Source organism: Acidovorax sp. SUPP950, assembly GCF_030158935.1.
In the GTDB taxonomy this organism is placed as follows: domain Bacteria; phylum Pseudomonadota; class Gammaproteobacteria; order Burkholderiales; family Burkholderiaceae_C; genus Paracidovorax.
Genome location: NZ_BQXE01000004.1, coordinates 166,643 through 185,986, shown reverse-complemented (window position 1 = coordinate 185,986; position 19,344 = coordinate 166,643). Strand labels below are relative to the sequence as shown.

Sequence of the window (19,344 nt, the reverse complement as noted above, 5' to 3'; positions counted from 1 at the left end):
CGTCTCCAACTTAGATGTCGAACAGCAGGCGCGAAGGATCTTCCAGCGCTTCCTTCATGGCCACCAAGCCCAGCACGGCTTCACGGCCGTCGATGATGCGGTGGTCATACGACATGGCCAGGTAGTTCATCGGGCGGATGACGATCTGGCCGTTTTCCACCACGGCACGGTCCTTGGTGGCGTGCACGCCCAGGATGGCCGACTGCGGCGGGTTGATGATGGGGGTGGACAGCATGGAGCCGAACGTGCCGCCATTGGAGATCGAGAACGTGCCACCGGTCATCTCTTCAATGCCCAGCTTGCCGTCCTTGGCCTTCTGGCCGAACTCGGCGATCTTCTTTTCGATGTCGGCGAACGTCATCTGGTCGGCATTGCGCAGGATGGGCACCACCAGGCCGCGGGGCGAGCCCACGGCGATGCCGATGTCGAAGTAGCCGTGGTAGACGATGTCGTTGCCGTCGACCGAGGCGTTGAGCACCGGGTACTTCTTCAGGGCATGCACGGCCGCCTTCACGAAGAAGCTCATGAAGCCGATCTTCACGCCGTGTTCCTTGGTGAAAGCGTCCTGGAACTTCTTGCGCATGTCCATCACCGGGGCCATGTTCACTTCGTTGAACGTGGTCAGGATGGCGTTGGTCGACTGCGACTGCAGCAGGCGTTCGGCCACGCGGGCGCGCAGGCGGCTCATGGGCACGCGCTGCTCGGGGCGGCCGCTCAGGTCTTCCTTGGCGGTGGGCGCAGCCACCTGCGGCAGCGCCTTGGTGGGCACGCCGGTGGGGATCGCGCTCGGTGCGGCCGCAGCGGCCTTGCCCGTGCCCGATGCCACGGCACCCAGCACGTCGCCCTTGGTCACGCGGCCATCCTTGCCCGTGCCGGCCACGGCCGAAACGGACAGGTTGTTGTCGGCCAGCAGCTTGGCGGCGGCGGGCATGGCCACATCGCCCTTGGAGCCGCCCGCGGCAGCGGGGGCTGCAGCGGCTGGTGCGGGCGCCGCAGCTGCGGGCGCGGCGGCAGGGGCAGCTGCAGCGGCAGGGGCGGCTGCGCCGGCCTTGCCTTCGGTGTCGATCTTGGCGATCAGCTGGTCGGCCACCACGGTGGCGCCGTCGCCTTGCACGATTTCCGCCAGCACGCCGGCCGAGGGAGCAGGCACTTCGAGCACGACCTTGTCGGTCTCGATTTCGATCAGGATTTCATCGACGGCGACAGCCTCGCCGGCCTTCTTCTTCCAAGTGAGCATCGTGGCTTCCGCCACGGATTCGGACAGTTGGGGGACTTTGACTTCAACGATAGCCATGGGAATTCTTTCGGGGTTTGTTTCTGCTTTTTGTGTGTTCGGGTTTCCGGCCTTACTTGGTCAGGACAAACCCCTTGAGCTTGGCGAACGCGCCGTCCACCAGGGCCTTTTGCTGCTCCTGGTGCAGGTGCGAATAGCCCACCGCGGGCGATGCCGAGGCGGCACGGCCGGAGTAACCCAGCTTCTGGCCTTCGAGCATGTTCTCGTGGATGTAGTGCTGCACGAAGAACCAGGCGCCCTGGTTCTGCGGCTCGTCCTGGCACCACACGATGTCGGTGGCGTTCGGGTACTTCTTCAGCTCGGCGGCGAAGGCCTTGTGCGGGAACGGATAGAGCTGTTCCACGCGCAGGATGACGACGTCGTCGGCTTCCTTCTCTTCGCGCTTCTTGACCAGGTCGTAGTAGACCTTGCCCGAGCAGGCGATCACGCGCTTGACCTTCTCGGCCTTCTTCTCGATGGCTTCGTTCTGCTCCGGGATCACCGTCTGGAAGCTGCCCTTGGTGAACTCGGACAGCGGCGAGGTCGCGTCCTTGTTACGCAGCAGCGACTTCGGCGTCATGATGATCAGCGGCTTGCGCAGGTGGCGGACCATCTGGCGGCGCAGCACGTGGAAGATCTGGCTGGCGGTGGTGGGCTGCACCACCTGCATGTTGGCGTCGGCCGACAACTGCATGAAGCGCTCCAGGCGGGCCGAGCTGTGCTCGGGACCCTGGCCTTCGTAGCCGTGCGGCAGCATCAGCGTGATGCCGTTCACGCGGCCCCACTTCACTTCGCCGGAGGCGATGAACTGGTCGATCACGACCTGCGCACCGTTGGCGAAGTCGCCGAATTGCGCTTCCCAGATCACGAGCGTGTTGGGGTCGTTGGAGGCATAGCCGTATTCGAAGCCCAGCACCGCCTCTTCGGACAGGATGGAGTCGATCACGACGAACGGAGCCTGGTTCTCGCTCACGTTCTGCAGCGGCACGTAGGTGCCCGTGTCCCACTTCTCGCGCTTTTGGTCATGGATGACCGAATGGCGGTGGGTGAACGTGCCGCGGCCGCAGTCTTCGCCGGACAGGCGCACGGGGAAGCCGCTGGCCACCAGCGAGGCGAAGGCCATGTGCTCGCCCATGCCCCAGTCCACCGGAATGTCGCCACGGCCCATGGCGGCGCGGTCGTCGTACACCTTCTTGACCAGTTGGTGCGGCGTCACGCCTTCAGGGATGGTGGTGATCTTTTCGGACAGGCGCTTCCACTCGGCCAGCGGGATGGCGGTGTCGCCGGCATCGGTCCACTTCTTGCCCAGGAAGGGGCTCCAGTCCACCGCATACTTGCTCTTGAAGTTGGTCAGTACCGGATCGACCGTGTGCTTGCCCGCATCCATGGCGGCGCGGTAGGCCTTGGACATGTCGTCGCCCAGGGTCTCGCCCAGGCCCTGTGTGGCCAGCTTGTCGGCGTACAGCTTGCGGGTGCCGGGGTGCGCGCCGATCTTCTTGTACATCAGGGGCTGGGTGAGCGCGGGCGTGTCCTGCTCGTTGTGGCCCAGCTTGCGGAAGCAGATGATGTCCACCACCACGTCCTTCTGGAACTCCATGCGGAATTCGAGGGCGAGCTGCGTGGCGAACACGACCGCTTCGGGATCGTCGCCGTTCACGTGCAGCACGGGCGACTCGATCATCTTGACCACGTCCGTGCAATACAGCGTGGAGCGGCTGTCGCGCGGATCGGAGGTGGTGAAGCCGATCTGGTTGTTGATCACGATGTGCACCGTGCCGCCCGTGGAGTAGCCACGGGTCTGGGCCAGCGCCAGCGTTTCCTGGATGACGCCCTGGCCGGCGAAGGCCGCGTCGCCGTGCACCAGCACGGGCAGCACCTGCTTGCCATGCGGGTCGGCGCGGCGGTCCATGCGGGCGCGCACCGAACCTTCCACGACGGGGTTCACGATTTCCAGGTGGGAGGGGTTGAAGGCCAGCGACAGGTGCACCGGGCCGCCAGGGGTGCTGACGTCGGAACTGAAGCCCTGGTGGTACTTCACGTCGCCTGCCGGCAGGTCTTCCGGAGCGGTGTGGTCGAACTCGGCGAACAGGTCCTTGGGCATCTTGCCCAGCGTGTTCACCAAAACGTTCAGGCGGCCGCGGTGGGCCATGCCGATCACGATTTCCTGCACGCCCTTAGTGCCGGCGGCCTGGATGAGTTCATCCATGGCGGCGATGAAGCTTTCGCCGCCTTCGAGCGAGAAGCGCTTTTGGCCGACGTACTTGGTGTGCAGGAAGCGCTCCAGGCCTTCAGCGGCCGTGAGGCGGTCCAGGATGTGCTTTTTCTTGTCGGGACCGAAGCTGGGCTTGCTGCGGATGGTCTCGAGCTTTTCCTGCCACCAGCGCTTCTGGTTCTGGTCGGTGGCATACATGTATTCGACCCCGATCGAGCCGCAGTACGTTTCGCGCAGCGCGTTGATCAGCTCGCGCAGCGGCATGGCTTCCTTGCCGAAGAAGGTGTTGCTCGTGTTGAACACCGTTTCCTGATCGGCGTCGCTGAAGCCGTAGAAGGAGGCTTCGAGTTCAGGAATCTCAGGGCGCTCGGTGCGCTTCAGGGGGTCCAGATCGGCCCAGCGCTGGCCGACATTGCGGTAGGCCGAGATCAGTTGCTGGACAGCGGTGCGCTTGCGGCCCATTTCGGAGTCGGCGCCGGTGGCACCGACGACCTTCGTGCCGCCTTGCTTGGCGCGCTCGGCGAAGGCATTGACCACGGGCAGGTGGGGCACGTCCTTGGCGTTCGAGCCATCGACGGCAGGCACGTGCTGCAGGGCATCGAAGTATTCGCGCCACGTGTCGGGCACGCTGCCGGGGTTGACGAGATAGTTCTCGTACATCTCTTCGACATAGGGCGCATTGCCGCCGAAAAGATAGGTGTTGCCTTGGTAGGCTTGGTATACGGATGTCGTATCGCTCATATTCCGCTGACCTCCGCTTCCCTGAGGGAAGCATTAGCTGGTGGGTGAAACCTTCCGCGACACGGCTGAACCGATTGGCGGATGCGACTGTGGCTGGGGAAGGGCCGGGGGTGCGGGCGCCATTGTGCCACCGAACGCCCAGGAGCGAGCCCTACACGGCGTAAGCGCGTGTTCCTTCGCCGCGTTGTCACGGCGGTCGCTTACATTTCGTCATTATCCGTACCCCGCCTCTATGAATTCACCCACCCTTCAGAGCCGCACGCTGTTGCTTCTTCTCATCGCGGTCACTGTCGCGTTCTTCGCCATCCTGTGGCCGTTCCACGGGGCGGTTTTCTGGGGCGTCATCCTGGCGATCCTGTTCACGCCGCTGCACCGGCGGCTGCTGCGGCGCATGCGGGGGCGGCGCAACCTGGCCGCCCTGTGCACCCTCGGACTGTGCCTGGTGATCGTGATCCTGCCCATGACCTTCATCAGCATTTCGCTGGTCCAGGAGGCAGGGCTCATCTACGAACGCATGAAGTCGGGGCAGCTCAACTTCGGCGCCTACGTGCAGCAGGTGCTGAGCGCCCTGCCCTCCTGGCTGCTCGGCCTGCTGGACCGCTTCAACCTGACCTCGGCCGCCGAGGTGGAGGCCAAGCTTTCGTCCGTGTCGGTGCAGGCCGGCCAGTTCCTGGCCACCAAGGCGCTGGACGTGGGCCAGAACACGCTGCAGTTCATCGTGAGCTTCGGCATCATGCTGTACCTGCTGTTCTTCCTGGTACGTGACGGCAGTTCGCTGGTCAACCGCATCCGACAGGCAGTGCCCCTCGACGAGGAACACAAGCGGCAACTGGCCAGCAAGTTCACCACGGTGATCCGCGCCACCGTCAAGGGCAACATCGTGGTGGCCGCCGTGCAGGGTGCGCTGGGCGGGGTGATCTTCTGGATCCTCGGTATCCAGGGCCCCATCCTCTGGGGCGTGCTGATGGCCTTCCTGTCGCTGCTGCCAGCCATCGGCGCCGGCCTGATCTGGGGCCCGGTGGCCATCTATTTCTTCGCGACCGGCGCCATCTGGCAGGGGTCGGTGCTGGTGGCCTTCTGCGTCTGCGTGATCGGGCTGGTGGACAACGCCCTGCGCCCGGTGCTGGTGGGCAAGGACACGAAGATGCCGGACTACATCGTCCTCATCTCCACCCTGGGCGGCATGGCGCTGTTCGGGCTGACCGGTTTCGTCATCGGCCCGGTGATCGCAGCACTCTTCATCGCCACCTGGGATTTGTTCTCCCAACCCACCGATTCCCCGATAAAGTAATCGCGCAGCATCCGCCGGCCTGCGTGCCGGCCGCCTTGCGCCATGCCCCAGATTTCGCCCCGTCGCATCGTCCTGCTGGCCCTCGTGCTGTCGGCAGGCATTGGTGCGCTCTTCGTGCGGGCGATCCTCACGATCCGCGACGACGCCTGGTCGTACGCGCTGCACACCAACAGCAGCCTGGCACGCACCATCGAGCAGAACATCCAGCGCACCCTGAACGGCTTCGACTACTCGCTGGTCGGGGTAGCCAAGAGCCTGTCGGACCCCGGCCTTCCGAGCCTGACCCCGCAGATGCGCAACACCTTCCTGTTCGACCACTCCTTGCACACGCCCGGCCTGGGCGCGGTCGCGGTGCTGGATGACAAGGGCAACTTGATAACGCGCTCCACCAGCCTGGAGCCCCTGAACCTCAACCTGGCCGACCGCGATTACTTCCAGGTGCACCAGACCAGCCAACGCGAGGGGCTCTACATCGGGCATCCCATCCGCGGCCGGGTCTCGGGCTCGTACAGCCTGCCCATCAGCCGCGCGTATTTCCGCGGCGACGGCAGCTTCGGCGGCGTCGTGGTGGGCACCGTGCGAATCAATTATTTCAAGGAGCTGTTCGCCTCCATCGACGTCGGGCCGATGAGCCGCGTGGAGCTGTGGAGCACCCGCGACGGAACCACCGTCGCGCGATTTCCCTATGCCGAAGGGGATGTCGGCCAGCCGATGGACGACGCCAGCCTGCTGGCCCGGCTGCAAACGGTCGACAGCGGCAGCTACACGGCGCAGGACCCGCAGGACCGCACCGAGCGGCTGCACACCTTCCGCCGCATCGGCAACTACCCGCTGGCGGTGAGCGTCGGGCAGTCGGCGGACACCATCCTGGCCAAGTGGCGCGCCAGCGCCAAGGTGCTGGGCGCGTTCGCGGTGCTGTTGATGGCGGCCTGCCTGGGCCTGTCCGCCCTCTTCGCGCGGGAGTTGCAACGCCGCCAGGCCATCGCGGCCCAGCTCAAGCAGGCCGAGCACGACACGCGCACCATCCTGGACAACCTGCCTTCCATGGTGAGCTACTGGGACAAGGACCAGCACAACCGCTTCGCCAACCAGGCGTACATGGACTGGCTGGGCGTCTCGCGCGAGCGCATGCCCAACGTGAAACTGCTGGACGTGCTCGACCGGGGAACCTACGAACACGCGTTGACGCACATCCGGCAGGCGCTCAAGGGCCACAAGCAGGTCTTCGAGCGGACCATGCCCCTGCCCTCCGGCGAGGTGCGCCACACGCTGGTGTCGTACATCCCGGACAAGGAAGGCGACGAGGTGCAGGGCATCTTCGTGCAGATCGACGACCTGACCGACCGAAAGCGCATGGAAGACCTGCTGTTCGAGGAAAAGGAGCTCATCCGCCTGACGCTGCAGTCCATCGGCGATGCGGTCATCTGCACCGATGCCGAGGGCTGCGTCACCTACATCAACCCGGTGGCCGAAAAGATGACCGGCTGGCAGGCCTTTCATGCCGCGGGATCGGACATCGACGACGTCGTGCCGCTGCACGAGGCCGGCAGCGACAGCGGCTTGAGCCCCACCCGCAAGGCGCTGGCCGAAGGCCGGGCCCAGCCCTCGAAACGCGGCGTGGTGCTCCAGTGCCGCGACGGACGGCGCATCGACATCGAGAAATCGGTCAGCCCCATCACCGACCGGCACGGGCACGTCACCGGTACGGTGATGGTGCTGCGCGACGTGACCGAGGCCATGGAGATGTCGCGCCGCATGGCCCACCTCGCGCAGTACGACGTGCTGACCGACCTGCCCAACCGCGTGCTGCTGCAGGACCGCGCCCAGCAGGCCATCGCGCACGCCCTGCGGGATGACCGAAGCCTGGCGCTGATGTACATCGACCTGGACGGGTTCAAGCAGGTGAACGACACCCTCGGCCACGATGCCGGCGACCTGCTGCTGGTGCAGGTCGCCCGCCGCTTCAAGGGCGCCGTGCGACATTCCGACACGGTGTGCCGCCAGGGGGGCGACGAGTTCGTCGTGCTGCTGCCCAAGCTGGACAACGCCGACCAGGCCTGCCTGGTGTCGCAAAAGATCATGGCCGCGTGCGAACCGCCGTTCGATCTGCAGGGCGAGGTCCGGCAGATCGGCCTGAGCGGCGGCATCGCGCTGTTTCCGCAGCATGGCCGCAATTTCGAGGAGCTGTCGCGCAGCGCCGACATGGCGATGTACGCGGCCAAGCGCGCGGGGCGGGGGCATTTCCGGCTGTATGCCGGGCCCGACCAGGAGCCCACCATCGTGCCGGCGGACAAGAAATGACGGAATAAACGCCGGCAAGGCCTACAGTTCCATCCCCAATCAGCCGATACCTCCTTCATGTCCCTGTCCATCTCCTCCGCCTCCAGCACCTCCTCCACCAGCGTTTCGGGGAGCCGCTCTTCGGGCCAATCGAGCGGTGACATCGCGGCGCTTCAAAAGCAGCTCAAGGACCTCACGGCCGACCTCAAGCAGGCGTCGGCAGAAGCCAGCCAGGCATCCGACCCCAACGACGCCAAAGCCAAGCAGCAGAGGCTGCAGGCACTGCAGAACCAGATCCAGCTCGTGCAGCAGCAGATCGCAGCCATCCAGCAGGCCCAGCAACAGGAGCAGCAGCAAAAGGCCATGGAAAAGGCCATGGAGCAGCAGCAGTCGGCCGACCAGAAGAAGACCCCGCCCGCCGCCTCCACCACGCTGGGCACGCAGGTCGATACCTTCGCCTGATCGCCGCACACGGCGCCCAGACAGACCGCACGAACGCGCGGCGCGCCCCAATGCCTCAAGCCTGCGATTTGCTATTTAATTGATAGCAAACAGGACAATCAATACGCCGGCATGGGGCCGAAAACACCCCAAATCGGCTCAACCCTCCCCATCCAGCCCGGCCGCGGACACCAGCCGCTGGGTGTAGGGGTGCCGGGGCGCATCCAGCACCGCCTGCACCGGGCCCGACTCCAGCACCTCGCCGTCCTTCATCACGATCACGTCGTGCGCCATCGCGCGGATGACGGCCACGTCGTGCGTGATGAGCAGGTAGCTGAGCGAGCGCTCCTTTTGCAGGCGCTGTAGCAGTGCCAGCACCTGCTGCTGGATGGTGACGTCGAGCGCGCTGGTGGGCTCGTCCAGCACCAGCAACCGGGGGCTCAGGATGAGCGCACGGGCAATCGCCAGCCGCTGGCGCTGCCCTCCGGAAAACTCGTGCGGATAGCGCGCCAGCAGGCCCGGGAACTGCGCGTCGGTCAGCCCCACGTCCTCCAGCGCCGACTCCACGCGCGCGCGGCGGTCGGCGGGCGGCAGTCCGGGCTCGTGCACCCGCAGGCCCTCGCCCACGATCTCCTCGACCGTCAGGCGCGGCGACAGCGACGAAAACGGGTCCTGGAACACCACCTGCACCTGCCGGCGCAAGGCCTGATTGGCCGGGGTATTGCGCTGGGCCGGCAGCTGCCAGCCCTGCCCTGCGATCCGCAGGTCGCCCTGGTACGGCAGCAGCCCCAGCAGCGCCTGCGCCAGCGTGGACTTGCCCGAACCCGATTCGCCCACCACGCCGAGCGTGCGGGCTGGCGCGATGGAAAAGTCGGCCCCCTTCACCGCCACGAACTCCCCGCGGCGGAACCAGCCGCGGATGCCGGGCAGCGGCGTGGCATAGGCCACGCGCAGCGCGTGCGCCTGCGCGGCGGGTACCGCCGTGGCCGAGGCCTCCGGCTCCAGCACGTCGCGGCGCGGCACGCTGCCGATGAGCCGCTGCGTGTACGCGTGCTGCGGCGAGCGGAACACGTCCGACACGGCGCCGGACTCCACCAGCACCCCGTGCTCCATGACCGCCACGCGGTCCGCGAACTTGCGCACTAGGTGCAGGTCGTGGGTGATGAGCAGCACGGCCATGCCGGTCTGGCGCTGCAGGTCGGACAGCAGGTCGAGGATCTGGCCGCGCAGCGTCACGTCCAGCGCGGTGGTGGGCTCGTCGGCCAGCAGCAGGCGCGGGCGGCTGGCCAGGGCCATGGCGATCATCGCGCGCTGGCGCTGCCCGCCCGACAGCTGGTGCGGGAACGCGTCCGCACGCCGGGCCGGCTCGGGAATGCCGGTGCTGGCCAGCAGTTCGACGGCCGCCTGGCGGGCCTGGGCGCGCGAGAGCGCCTGCTTGAGCTGCAGCACCTCGGCCACCTGGTCCCCCACCGCCATGAGCGGGTTGAGCGCCGTCATGGGCTCCTGGAACACCATGGCGATGTCGCCGCCGCGCACACCGCGCATCTCGCGCTCGGACAGGGCCAGCAGGTCCTGCCCGTCCATCAGCGCCCGGCCGGTGATGTGCGCATCGCCCGCCAGCCGCAGGATCGACAGCGCGGTGATGGTTTTGCCCGAGCCCGATTCACCCACCAGCGCGAGCTTCTCGCCCGCCGCGATGTCGAAGCCGACCCCGCGCACCACCTCTTTGTCGCCGAAGCGCACGTGCAGGTCCTGCACCTGCAGAAGCGGCGCCGACGAGGCGGCAGGCGAAGTGCCGGCCGAAGACGATGAAGCAGCAGAGTGTGGAATCGGCGCGGTGCCGCGCATGCGTGCGTCGCTCATGAATGGTCTGCCTTGCGGGGGTCGAGCGCATCGCGCAGCGCGTCGCCCATGAAGGTGAGCAGCAGCAGCGTGACCACCAGCGCCGCGAACGTGAACAGCGAAATCCACCAGGCGTCGATGTTGTTCTTGCCCTGGTTGAGCAACTCGCCCAGCGACGGGGTGCCGGGCGGCACGCCCAGGCCCAGGAAGTCGAGCGAGGCGAGCGCCAGGATGGCCGCGCTCATGCGAAACGGCAGAAAGGTCACCACCGGCGTCATGCTGTTGGGCAGGATGTGGCGCCAGATGATCTGCCCGTTGGGCACGCCCAGCGCGCGGGCGGCCTTCACGTAGTCGAGCTGCCGGTTGCGCAGGAACTCCGCGCGCACGTAGTCCGACAGGCCCATCCAGCCGAACAGCGACAGCAGCACCAGCAGCAGCCCGACGCTGGGCGCGAACACGGCGCTGAAGATGATGAGCAGGTACAGCTCGGGCATCGAACCCCAGATCTCGATGAAGCGCTGGAACGCCAGGTCGGTCTTGCCGCCGAAAAACCCCTGGATCGCACCGGTGATGACGCCCAGCAGCACGCCCACCACCGTGAGCGCGATGCCGAACAGCACGCTCACGCGAAAGCCGTAGATCAGCTGCGCGAGCAGGTCGCGGCCCCGGTCGTCCGTGCCCAGCCAGTTCTGCGATGTGGGGCCGGACGGGTTGGGCGACTTCGCGAAATAGTTCAGCGTGTCCGGGCCGTAGGGGTTCAGCGTGTACAGCGCCCAGTTGCTGCCCTGCTGCAGGCGCTCGCGGATGAACGGGTCCAGGTAATCGGTGGGGGTGTCGAAATCGCCGCCGAAGGTCTTTTCGGAATAGTCGTGCAGCATGGGCAGGTAGGTCTGCCCTTCGTAGCGCACGATCAGGGGACGGTCGTTGCTGATCAGCTCGGCCACCAGGCTCAGGGCCACCAGCGCGCTGAACAGGATCAGGCTCCAGTAGCCCAGCCGATTGCGCTTGAAGCGCCTCCACGCACGGCGGCCGGGCGAAAGCGACGGGGCCACGGGCACCGCGCCGCGCGGGGGGCGGCCATCGGCCGGCTCGGGGGGGTTAGTCAAACTTGACACGCGGGTCCACCCATACGTAGCAAAGATCGCTCACCAGCTTGGTCACCAGCCCGATGAGGGTGAAGAGATAGAGCGTTCCCAGCACCACGGGGTAGTCGCGCCGGATCACGCTTTCGTAGCTCAGCAGGCCCAGGCCGTCGAGCGAGAACAGCGTCTCGATCAGCAGCGAGCCGGCGAAGAACGCCCCGATGAACGCTGCAGGAAAGCCCGTGATGATGGGAATGAGGGCATTGCGGAACACGTGCTTCCACAGCACCTGCCGCTCCGACAGCCCCTTGGCGCGGGCCGTGAGCACGTATTGCTTGCGGATCTCTTCGAGAAAGGCGTTCTTGGTCAGCATGGCCGTCACCGCGAAGCTGCCCAGCACCATGGCCGTGACCGGCAGCGTGATGTGCCAAAGGTAGTCCACGATGCGCGCGCCCCAGGTCATCTCGTCCCAGTTCGCCGAGGTGAGCCCCCGCAGCGGAAACCACTGCAGCTGCCCGCCGAAGATCACCAGCAGCGCCACGCCCAGCACGAAGCCCGGGATGGCATAGCCCAGCAGCACGATGAGCGTGGTGACGAAGTCGAAGCGCGAGCCCGCCCGCACCGCCTTGGCCACGCCGAGCGGCACGGCCACGAGGTAGCTGATGAAGAAGGTCCACAAGCCCAGGCTGATCGACACGGGCAGCTTTTCCTTCACGAGTTGCCACACGTCCTTGTTCTGAAAGAAGCTGCGGCCCAGGTCGAACCGCGCGAACTGCCCGAGCATCTGGAAAAAGCGCTCGTGCGCCGGCTTGTCGAAGCCGTAGAGCGCCTTGATCTGCTCCAGCCGCTTCGGGTCCACGCCCTGCGCCCCCCGGTAGGCCAGGCCGCCGCCTTCGGCCCCACCGCCGCCGCGTCCCATCCCGGCCTTGGACTCGGCCAGGTACTGCTCGACGGGGCCGCCCGGTACGAACTGGATCACCACGAAGGTCAGCAGCAGCACGCCCAGCAGGGTGGGCAGCATGAGCAGCACGCGCTTGAGGATGTAGGCGAACATGGCGGCGGTGGGGGGTCGGAAAGTGAGCGGGAGTCTGGACGGTGGGCCGGGGCTGCGGGCGGATCAGCGCCGTGCGGGGTCCGGCGCCGTCTGGGGCGGCATGCGCGCCCACCACGTGTCGATGGCCCAGGCCTCGCCCGTGGAATACGGCGGCAGCGTGGCCGGCCGCTCCAGGCGCCAGGCGTTGTAGACCATGCGGTGCGAAGGCGCGGTGTACTGGGGAATCAGGTAGTGCCCGTGCGCGATGACGCGCTCCAGGGCATGGCAGGCGGGCAGCAGTTCGTCCAGCGTCTTGGCCGACACGATGCTGCGGATCATCGCGTCCACGGCCTTGCTCTTCACGCCGGGGAAGTTGCCCGAGTCTTCCGTGTCCGCCGCCTGCGAGCCGAACATGTCGGCCAGTTCCTGCCCCGGATTGTTGGTGCCCTGGTACGCGATGGTGGTGATGTCGAAGTCGAACTTGCTCAGGCGCTGCTGGTACAGAGCGAAGTCCACCGCCCGGAAGTTCAGCGTGATGCCGAGCTTTTGCAGGTTGCGGATCCACGACGACAGCGACCGCACACCGCCTTCGCTGCTGTCCAGGTACTCCAGCACCATGGCCTGGCCCTGCGCGTTGCGCAGCGCGCCGTCCCGGACCTCCCAGCCCGCCTCTTTCAAAAGGGCCTGGGCACGGCGCAGGTTGTCGCGCAGCGTGGTGACGCCCTCGGTGCGCGGCGGCGTGGTCATGGGGCCGAAGGCGCTGGCGGGAAGGCTCTGGCGCCAGGGCTCCATCAGCGCCAGCTCCTCGGGCGTGGGTGTGCCGCGGGTCTCGCACAGGGTGTTGCCGAACAGGCCGTTGATGCGCTGGTAGGCGCCGTAGAACAGCTGGCGGCTCATCCACTCGAAGTCGTAGGCCAGTCCCAGCGCTTCGCGCACGCGGGCATCCTGCAGCAGCGGCCGGCGCGTGTTGAGCACGTAGCTCTGGAAGCCCGAAGGCAGCTTGTGCTCGAAGTTGCCCTTGACCAGCTCGCCGGTATCGAACTTGCGCCCCGTGACGCGGCGCGCCCAGTCGCCCGCGCTGAAAAAGCGCATGAGGTCGAACTCGCCCGCCTTGAGCGCCTCCAGTCGCGCGGTGTTGTCGCGGTAGATCTTGACCAGGATGCGGTCGAAATTGGCGGTGCCCTTGCGCACGTTGAGATCGCGCGCCCAGTAGCCGGGATCACGCACGTAGGTGATGTCCTTGCCGAAGCGCACCGGCCCGATCTTGTAGGGGCCGCTGCCGATCGGGATGTCCATCACCACCTGATCGAAGCGCTTGGCCTTGCCGTTCTCCACGCCCCAGTCGCGGCTGAAGACGGGCAGCCCGCCCACCGTGAGCGGCAGCTCGCGGTTGGGGTGCTTGAAGCGGTAGCGCACCGTGCGGTCGTCGATCACGTCGATGCCCGCCACGTCGAACAGCGCCGTCTTGTAGGCCGGCGAGGTGTAGGGGCCCATCAGCGTGTCGTAGCTGAACTTCACGTCCTGCGCCAGCACCGGTTTCCCGTTGTGAAAGCGCGCTTCGGGCCGCAGGCGGAACACCACCGAGAGGCCATCGGCGGCCACCTCCACGTCCTGCGCCAGCAGGCCGTAGCCGGTGGCAGTCTCGTCGAGCGAGCCGGTGAGCAACGTATCGAACATCAGGTCCGACAGGTAGGCCGGCGAATTGCCCTTGATGGTGAACGGGTTGTATTTGTCGAAGGTGGAGACGCGCAGGTTGCTCACCAGCCGCAGCTCGCCGCCCTTGGGCGCGTCGGGGTTGACGTACCCGAAGTGGTCGAAGCCCGCAGGCATCCGGGGCTCGCCCCACAGCGCATAGGCGTGTCCCGCCCACACGGGCATCGCACTCCCCCACAGCAACAAGATCGGCCAAAGACGCATGCGACAATTCTGCACTACGCTGGCGGCGCCCCGACGGGTCGCATGTCACATGCCCCGGTGGGCCATCAGCGGCGCACGCGCCGCCGCCACGCCCCCAATCCCCCGCATTCCACAGGAGAAGAAACATGGGTTTTCTGACCGGCAAGAAGCTGCTTATCACCGGCGTGTTGTCCAACCGCTCGATCGCCTACGGCATCGCCCGCGCCTGCCACGCGCAAGGCGCAGAACTTGCCTTCAGTTACGTCGGCGAGCGCTTCAAGGACCGCATCACCGACTTCGCCGCCGAGTTCGACTCCAAGCTCATCTTCGATTGCGATGTGGGCAGCGACGAGCAGATCGACCGCATGTTCGCCGACCTGTCGCAGGCCTGGCCGAAGTTTGACGGCTTCGTACACAGCATCGGCTTCGCGCCGCGCGAGGCGATCGCCGGCGACTTTCTCGAAGGGCTGTCGCGCGAATCGTTCCGCATCGCGCACGACATCAGCGCCTACAGCTTTCCCGCCATGGCCAAGGCCGCCCTGCCCTACCTCAACGAAAAATCGTCCGTGGTCACCCTGAGCTACCTGGGCGCGTTGCGCACGGTGCCCAACTACAACACCATGGGCCTGGCCAAGGCCAGCCTGGAGGCCAGCGTGCGCTACCTGGCCGAATCGCTGGGCCCGCGCGGCATGCGCGCCAACGGCATCAGCGCCGGTCCCATCAAGACCCTGGCGGCCAGCGGCATCAAGGACTTCGGCAAGCTGCTGGGCGTGGTCGCCGGCGCCTCGCCCCTGCGCCGCAACGTGACGATCGAAGACGTGGGCAATGCCGCCGCCTTCCTGCTGTCGGACCTGGCCAGCGGCGTGACGGCCGAGATCATGTACGTGGACGGCGGCTTCAGCCAGACGGGTGGCATCAGCCGGGAAAGCGCCGAGCTGTCCTGAGATTCAAGCCGAATCGGCCGCCAGCGCATATTCCTCTAGGGCATTCCGCTATTAAATCAATAGCAAAATAATCCCATGCTTCGCCGCATCGCCATCACCGTCCTGCTGGTCTGCGGCGCGCTGCCGGCCTGGGCGCAACCCCCAGCAACGGTATCGACCGCCTCGCCGCCGCCCCTGCTGCTGGCCAACGTCTACCGCACCGGACTGCCGCTGGCGGACTACTGGGTGAGCGAAAAGTACGACGGGGTGCGCGGCTACTGGGACGGCCACCAGTTGCGCACGCGCGGTGGCGAGCGGGTGAATGCGCCCGCCTGGTTCACCCAGGGCTGGCCCGCGATGCCGATGGATGGCGAGCTGTGGGCCGGCCGGGGCCGCTTCGCCCAGGCACAGTCCACCGTGCGGCAGCAGCGGCCTGACGATGCGGCCTGGCGCCACCTGCAGTTCATGGTGTTCGACCTGCCCGCGCAGGGCGGCCCGTTCGACGAGCGCCTGCCGGCATTGCAGGCCGCCGTGGCCGGCATCGGCCAGCCCTGGGTGCAGGCCGTGCCCCAGCAGCGCATCGCCACCGATGCCCGGTTGCAGGCCCTGCTGCACCGCACGGTGCGCGACGGGGGAGAAGGGCTGATGCTGCACCGTGGGGCGTCGCTCTACAAGGCCGGCCGCAGCGACGATCTCATCAAACTCAAGACCCATGAAGACACCGAGGCGCGGGTCGTGGGCTATGTGCCCGGCAAAGGCCGGCACCGGGGTCGCATGGGCGCCTTGCTGGTGGAGATGCCCGGCGGCCAGCGCTTTCGGCTCGGCGCCGGCTTCAACGATGCGGACCGAGCGCATCCACCGCCCCTGGGCAGTTGGGTGACCTACCGCTTTCGCGGCACGCACGAGGGCGGCCTGCCGCGCTTCGCCAGCTTCCTGCGCGTGCGCGAGGACATGCACGCCGCCGCACCCTAGCAGGCCTGGGGCCGGGCTCCCACGGAAAAAGCCGCAAGGCCCCTCCGGGGTGCCCTTGCGGCTTTCCTGGATGCCTTGGGGTAAGGCCCGCATCGGCTGGCGCCATCGGGTGCCAGCGATGCGGACCGCCCGGCGCGGCTTACTTGGGCAGCAGCACCTTGTCCACGACGTGGATCACGCCGTTGGACTGGTACACATCGGCGATGGTCACGTTGGACATGCCGCCTTTTTCATCCGTCAGCGCAATCGAGGAGCCGCTGGCCTTGGCCGTCAGCGTGCCACCGGCGACGGTCTTCAGGCTGGCCGAGCCCTTGCCGTCGGCAATCATCTTGGACAGCGCGGCCGCATCGACCTTGCCCGCCACCACGTGGTAAGTCAGCACTTTGGTCAGCGTGGCCTTGTTCTCGGGTTTCAACAGCGTGTCCACCGTGCCGGCAGGCAGCGCGGCGAAGGCGGCGTTGGTGGGCGCGAACACCGTGAACGGACCGGGGCCCTTCAGCGTGTCCACCAGGCCGGCGGCCTTCACGGCGGCGACCAGCGTGGTGTGGTCCTTGGAGTTCACCGCGTTGTCGATGATGTCCTTGGTCGGATACATCGGCGCGCCACCGACGGTCACCTGCGCGAAAGCGGGCATCGCAGCGGCAGACAGGGCGAGCGTGAGGCTGGCGGCGGCCAGGCGGGCATTCATGCGAAAGGTCATGGAAATCTCCGTTGTGTCAGTGGGTGGATGCCGCCCGAAAATTCGCGCGGCTGAACACTGATACGGTGCAGGAAGCCGCCTGGATTCAATCCCGTGACATTCCCATACAAAAAGCCCGGAGGCGCTGTCGCGCAGCCGGGCTTTCGGAGCCAAGGCCCACGGCCTTGCGCGGCGATCAGACCTTGCGGCCGAACGGTCCGTCGCTGCCCACCTGCACGATGTCCTCGGCGGCAGGCGCGTTCTTGCGGCTCTTGCGAGCGGACGGCGGCTGCGGTGCGGCGGCTACGCAGTCGGCGTAGTAGCGCACGTTGCCGTTGTCGTCCTCGATCTCCACCAGGCCGTGGATGTCGGTCTCGAAGCCCGGGCACAGCTTGGAGAATTCGCGCGAGAACTTGAGGTAGTCCACGATCTTCTTGTTGAAGACCTCGCCCGGAATGAGCAGCGGAATGCCGGGTGGGTACGGCGTGATCAGGCTGGTCGTGATGCGGCCTTCCAGCGCATCGATCTCCACGCGCTCGGTCTTGCGGTGCGCGATGTGCGCATAGGCGTCGCTGGGCTTCATCGACGGCGTCAGGTCCGACAGGTACATCTCGGTGGTCAGGCGCGCGATGTCGTACTTGGCATAGAGCTGGTGCACGTGCTGGCACAGATCGCGCAGGCCCATGCGCTCGTAGCGCTTGTGCTGCTGGCAGAACTCCGGAAGGATGCGCCACATCGGCTGGTTCTTCTCGTAGTCGTCCTTGAACTGCTGCAGCGCCGTGAGCAGCGTGTTCCAGCGGCCCTTGGTGATGCCGATGGTGAACATGATGAAGAAGCTGTAGAGCCCCGTCTTCTCCACCACCACGCCGTGCTCGGCCAGGTACTTGGTCACGATGGAGGCGGGAATGCCGTTCTCGTCGAACTTGCCGTCCAGATTCAGGCCGGGCGTGACGATGGTGGACTTGATCGGGTCCAGCATGTTGAAGCCGTCGGCCAGCTGGCCGAAGCCGTGCCACTTGCTGGCGTGGTTCTTCTTGCCCTTGCCGTCGCTGCGGATGACCCAGTCCTCGGCTCGGCCCAGGCCCTCGTCCACTAGCTTGTCCGGGCCCCACACCTTGAACCACCAGTCGTCCTTGCCGAACTCCTCTTCCACCTTGCGCATCGCGCGGCGGAAGTCCAGGGCTTCAAGCAGGCTTTCCTCCACCAGCGCCGTGCCGCCGGGCGGCTCCATCATCGCGGCGGCCACGTCGCAGCTGGCGATGATGCTGTACTGCGGCGAGGTCGAGGTGTGCATCAGGTACGCCTCGTTGAACAGCGGCCGGTCGAGCTTGACCGTCTGCGAGTCCTGCACCAGCACATGGCTGGCCTGGCTGATGCCGGCCAGCAGCTTGTGGATGGACTGCGTGGCATACACCACCGAGTGCTTGGGCCGCGCGCGCTTCTTGCCCATCGCGTGGTAGCTGCCGTAGAACGGATGGAACGCCGCGTGCGGCAACCAGGCCTCGTCGAAATGCAGGTTGTCCACGTAGCCGTCGAGCATGCCCTTGATGGTTTCGGTGTTGTAGAGCACGCCGTCGTAGGTGGATTGCGTGAGCGTGAGAACGCGTGGCTTGACGGCCTTGGCATCCACACCCTTGAGCAGCGGATTGGCGCGGATCTTGGCCTGGATCGCCTCGGGCTCGAACTCCGACTGGGGGATCGGGCCGATGATGCCGAAGTGGTTGCGCGTGGGCTTCATGAACACCGGAATGGCGCCCGTCATGATGATGCTGTGCAGGATGGACTTGTGGCAGTTGCGGTCCACCACCACCACATCGCCGGGCGCCACCGTGTGGTGCCACACCATCTTGTTGGACGTGCTGGTGCCATTGGTCACGAAGAAGCAGTGGTCCGCATTGAAGATGCGCGCGGCATTGCGCTCGCTCTCGCCGATGGCGCCGTTGTGGTCCAGCAGCTGGCCCAGTTCCTCGACCGCATTGCACACGTCGGCGCGCAGCATGTTCTCGCCGAAGAACTGGTGGAACATCTGTCCCACGGGGCTCTTGAGGAACGCCACGCCGCCGGAGTGGCCGGGGCAGTGCCAGCTGTACGAGCCGTCTTCGGCATAGTCCAGCAGCGCCTTGAAGAACGGCGGCTGCACGCTCTCCAGGTAGCTCTTGGCTTCGCGGATGATGTGGCGGGCCACGAACTCCGGCGTGTCCTCGAACATGTGGATGAAGCCGTGCAGTTCCCGCAGGATGTCGTTGGGCAGGTGGCGGCTGGTCTTGGTCTCGCCGTGCACGTAGATCGGCACGTCGGAGTTCTTGCGGCGCACCTCGGCGATGAAGGTGCGCAGGCTCAGCACGATGGGGTCCAGGCCCGAGCCGAGGGTGAACTCCTCGTCGTCGATCGACAGGATGAACGCGCTCGCGCGGCTTTGCTGCTGCGCGAACTGCGACAGGTCGCCGTAGCTCGTGACACCCAGCACCTCGAAGCCCTCCGACTCGATGGCCTGCGCCAGCGCGCGGATGCCCAGGCCCGACGTGTTCTCGGAACGATAGTCCTCGTCGATGATGACGATGGGAAAGCGGAATTTCATGCGCAGCCTCCGAGCGAGCGGGCCCAAAAAACGAAACAGGCGCGAAGTGTAAGGAATAACGTTGTCACGCCTTTGACGGTCCGCTCTTTTGACCCAGAATG

At 66.4% G+C, this 19,344-nt stretch carries 13 protein-coding genes; 5 read left to right on the top strand and 8 right to left on the bottom strand.

All coding sequences use genetic code 11. The features are described from left to right. Positions 1-10 precede the first annotated feature (10 nt). Both odhB and AVME950_RS17785 read right to left on the bottom strand, forming a co-directional pair. On the bottom strand, positions 11-1,294 hold the full coding sequence (gene odhB, locus AVME950_RS17790) for a 2-oxoglutarate dehydrogenase complex dihydrolipoyllysine-residue succinyltransferase (protein ID WP_284425474.1): 1,284 nt from the start codon (positions 1,292-1,294) through the stop codon (positions 11-13). A 52-nt stretch (positions 1,295-1,346) separates the two neighbouring features. Beyond that, complete coding sequence (locus AVME950_RS17785; protein ID WP_284430830.1) at positions 1,347-4,226, bottom strand: 2-oxoglutarate dehydrogenase E1 component; 2,880 nt, start codon at positions 4,224-4,226, stop codon at positions 1,347-1,349. A 232-nt stretch (positions 4,227-4,458) separates the two neighbouring features. On the opposite strand from AVME950_RS17785, the gene AVME950_RS17780 reads away from it, so the two are divergent. Genes AVME950_RS17780 through AVME950_RS17770 form a run of 3 tightly spaced genes read left to right on the top strand, consistent with a single transcriptional unit; the run spans position 4,459 to position 8,259 of the window. After that, positions 4,459-5,517: an AI-2E family transporter gene (locus AVME950_RS17780; protein WP_284430829.1), complete on the top strand. Its 1,059-nt coding sequence runs from the start codon at positions 4,459-4,461 to the stop codon at positions 5,515-5,517. Positions 5,518-5,559: 42 nt separating this feature from the next. Next, positions 5,560-7,818: a diguanylate cyclase domain-containing protein gene (locus AVME950_RS17775; RefSeq protein ID WP_284430828.1), complete on the top strand. Its 2,259-nt coding sequence runs from the start codon at positions 5,560-5,562 to the stop codon at positions 7,816-7,818. Positions 7,819-7,875: 57 nt separating this feature from the next. Next, the gene (locus AVME950_RS17770; protein WP_284430827.1) at positions 7,876-8,259 is read left to right on the top strand and encodes a FlxA-like family protein; all 384 of its coding nucleotides are present in this window, start codon (positions 7,876-7,878) and stop codon (positions 8,257-8,259) included. Positions 8,260-8,397: 138 nt separating this feature from the next. On the opposite strand, the gene AVME950_RS17765 is transcribed toward AVME950_RS17770, so the two are convergent. From AVME950_RS17765 to AVME950_RS17750, 4 genes are all read right to left on the bottom strand, one after another. Continuing rightward, complete coding sequence (locus AVME950_RS17765; protein ID WP_502869423.1) at positions 8,398-10,101, bottom strand: ABC transporter ATP-binding protein; 1,704 nt, start codon at positions 10,099-10,101, stop codon at positions 8,398-8,400. Further along, positions 10,098-11,195: an ABC transporter permease gene (locus AVME950_RS17760; protein WP_372588246.1), complete on the bottom strand. Its 1,098-nt coding sequence runs from the start codon at positions 11,193-11,195 to the stop codon at positions 10,098-10,100. Before AVME950_RS17760 ends, AVME950_RS17765 begins: the two co-directional genes overlap by 4 nt. Then, complete coding sequence (locus tag AVME950_RS17755) at positions 11,179-12,216, bottom strand: microcin C ABC transporter permease YejB (RefSeq protein WP_284430826.1); 1,038 nt, start codon at positions 12,214-12,216, stop codon at positions 11,179-11,181. The genes AVME950_RS17760 and AVME950_RS17755 overlap by 17 nt, the downstream gene beginning before the upstream one ends. Positions 12,217-12,279: 63 nt before the next feature. Next, positions 12,280-14,112 carry an extracellular solute-binding protein gene (locus AVME950_RS17750; RefSeq protein WP_284430825.1) on the bottom strand — a complete coding sequence of 611 codons (1,833 nt, stop codon included), beginning with the start codon at positions 14,110-14,112 and terminating at the stop codon, positions 12,280-12,282. 125 nt (positions 14,113-14,237) lie between these two features. On the opposite strand from AVME950_RS17750, the gene fabI reads away from it, so the two are divergent. Continuing rightward, positions 14,238-15,035, top strand: coding sequence for an enoyl-ACP reductase FabI (gene fabI, locus AVME950_RS17745; RefSeq protein WP_272563819.1), 798 nt, complete (start codon positions 14,238-14,240; stop codon positions 15,033-15,035). Positions 15,036-15,110: 75 nt separating this feature from the next. After that, the gene (locus AVME950_RS17740) at positions 15,111-15,986 is read left to right on the top strand and encodes a DNA ligase (protein ID WP_284430824.1); all 876 of its coding nucleotides are present in this window, start codon (positions 15,111-15,113) and stop codon (positions 15,984-15,986) included. Positions 15,987-16,125: 139 nt separating this feature from the next. On the opposite strand, the gene AVME950_RS17735 is transcribed toward AVME950_RS17740, so the two are convergent. Then, positions 16,126-16,686 carry a fasciclin domain-containing protein gene (locus AVME950_RS17735; RefSeq protein ID WP_284406391.1) on the bottom strand — a complete coding sequence of 187 codons (561 nt, stop codon included), beginning with the start codon at positions 16,684-16,686 and terminating at the stop codon, positions 16,126-16,128. Between the two features lie 175 nt (positions 16,687-16,861). After that, positions 16,862-19,243 carry an arginine/lysine/ornithine decarboxylase gene (locus tag AVME950_RS17730; RefSeq protein WP_272563822.1) on the bottom strand — a complete coding sequence of 794 codons (2,382 nt, stop codon included), beginning with the start codon at positions 19,241-19,243 and terminating at the stop codon, positions 16,862-16,864. Between the last annotated feature and the right edge of the window lie 101 nt (positions 19,244-19,344).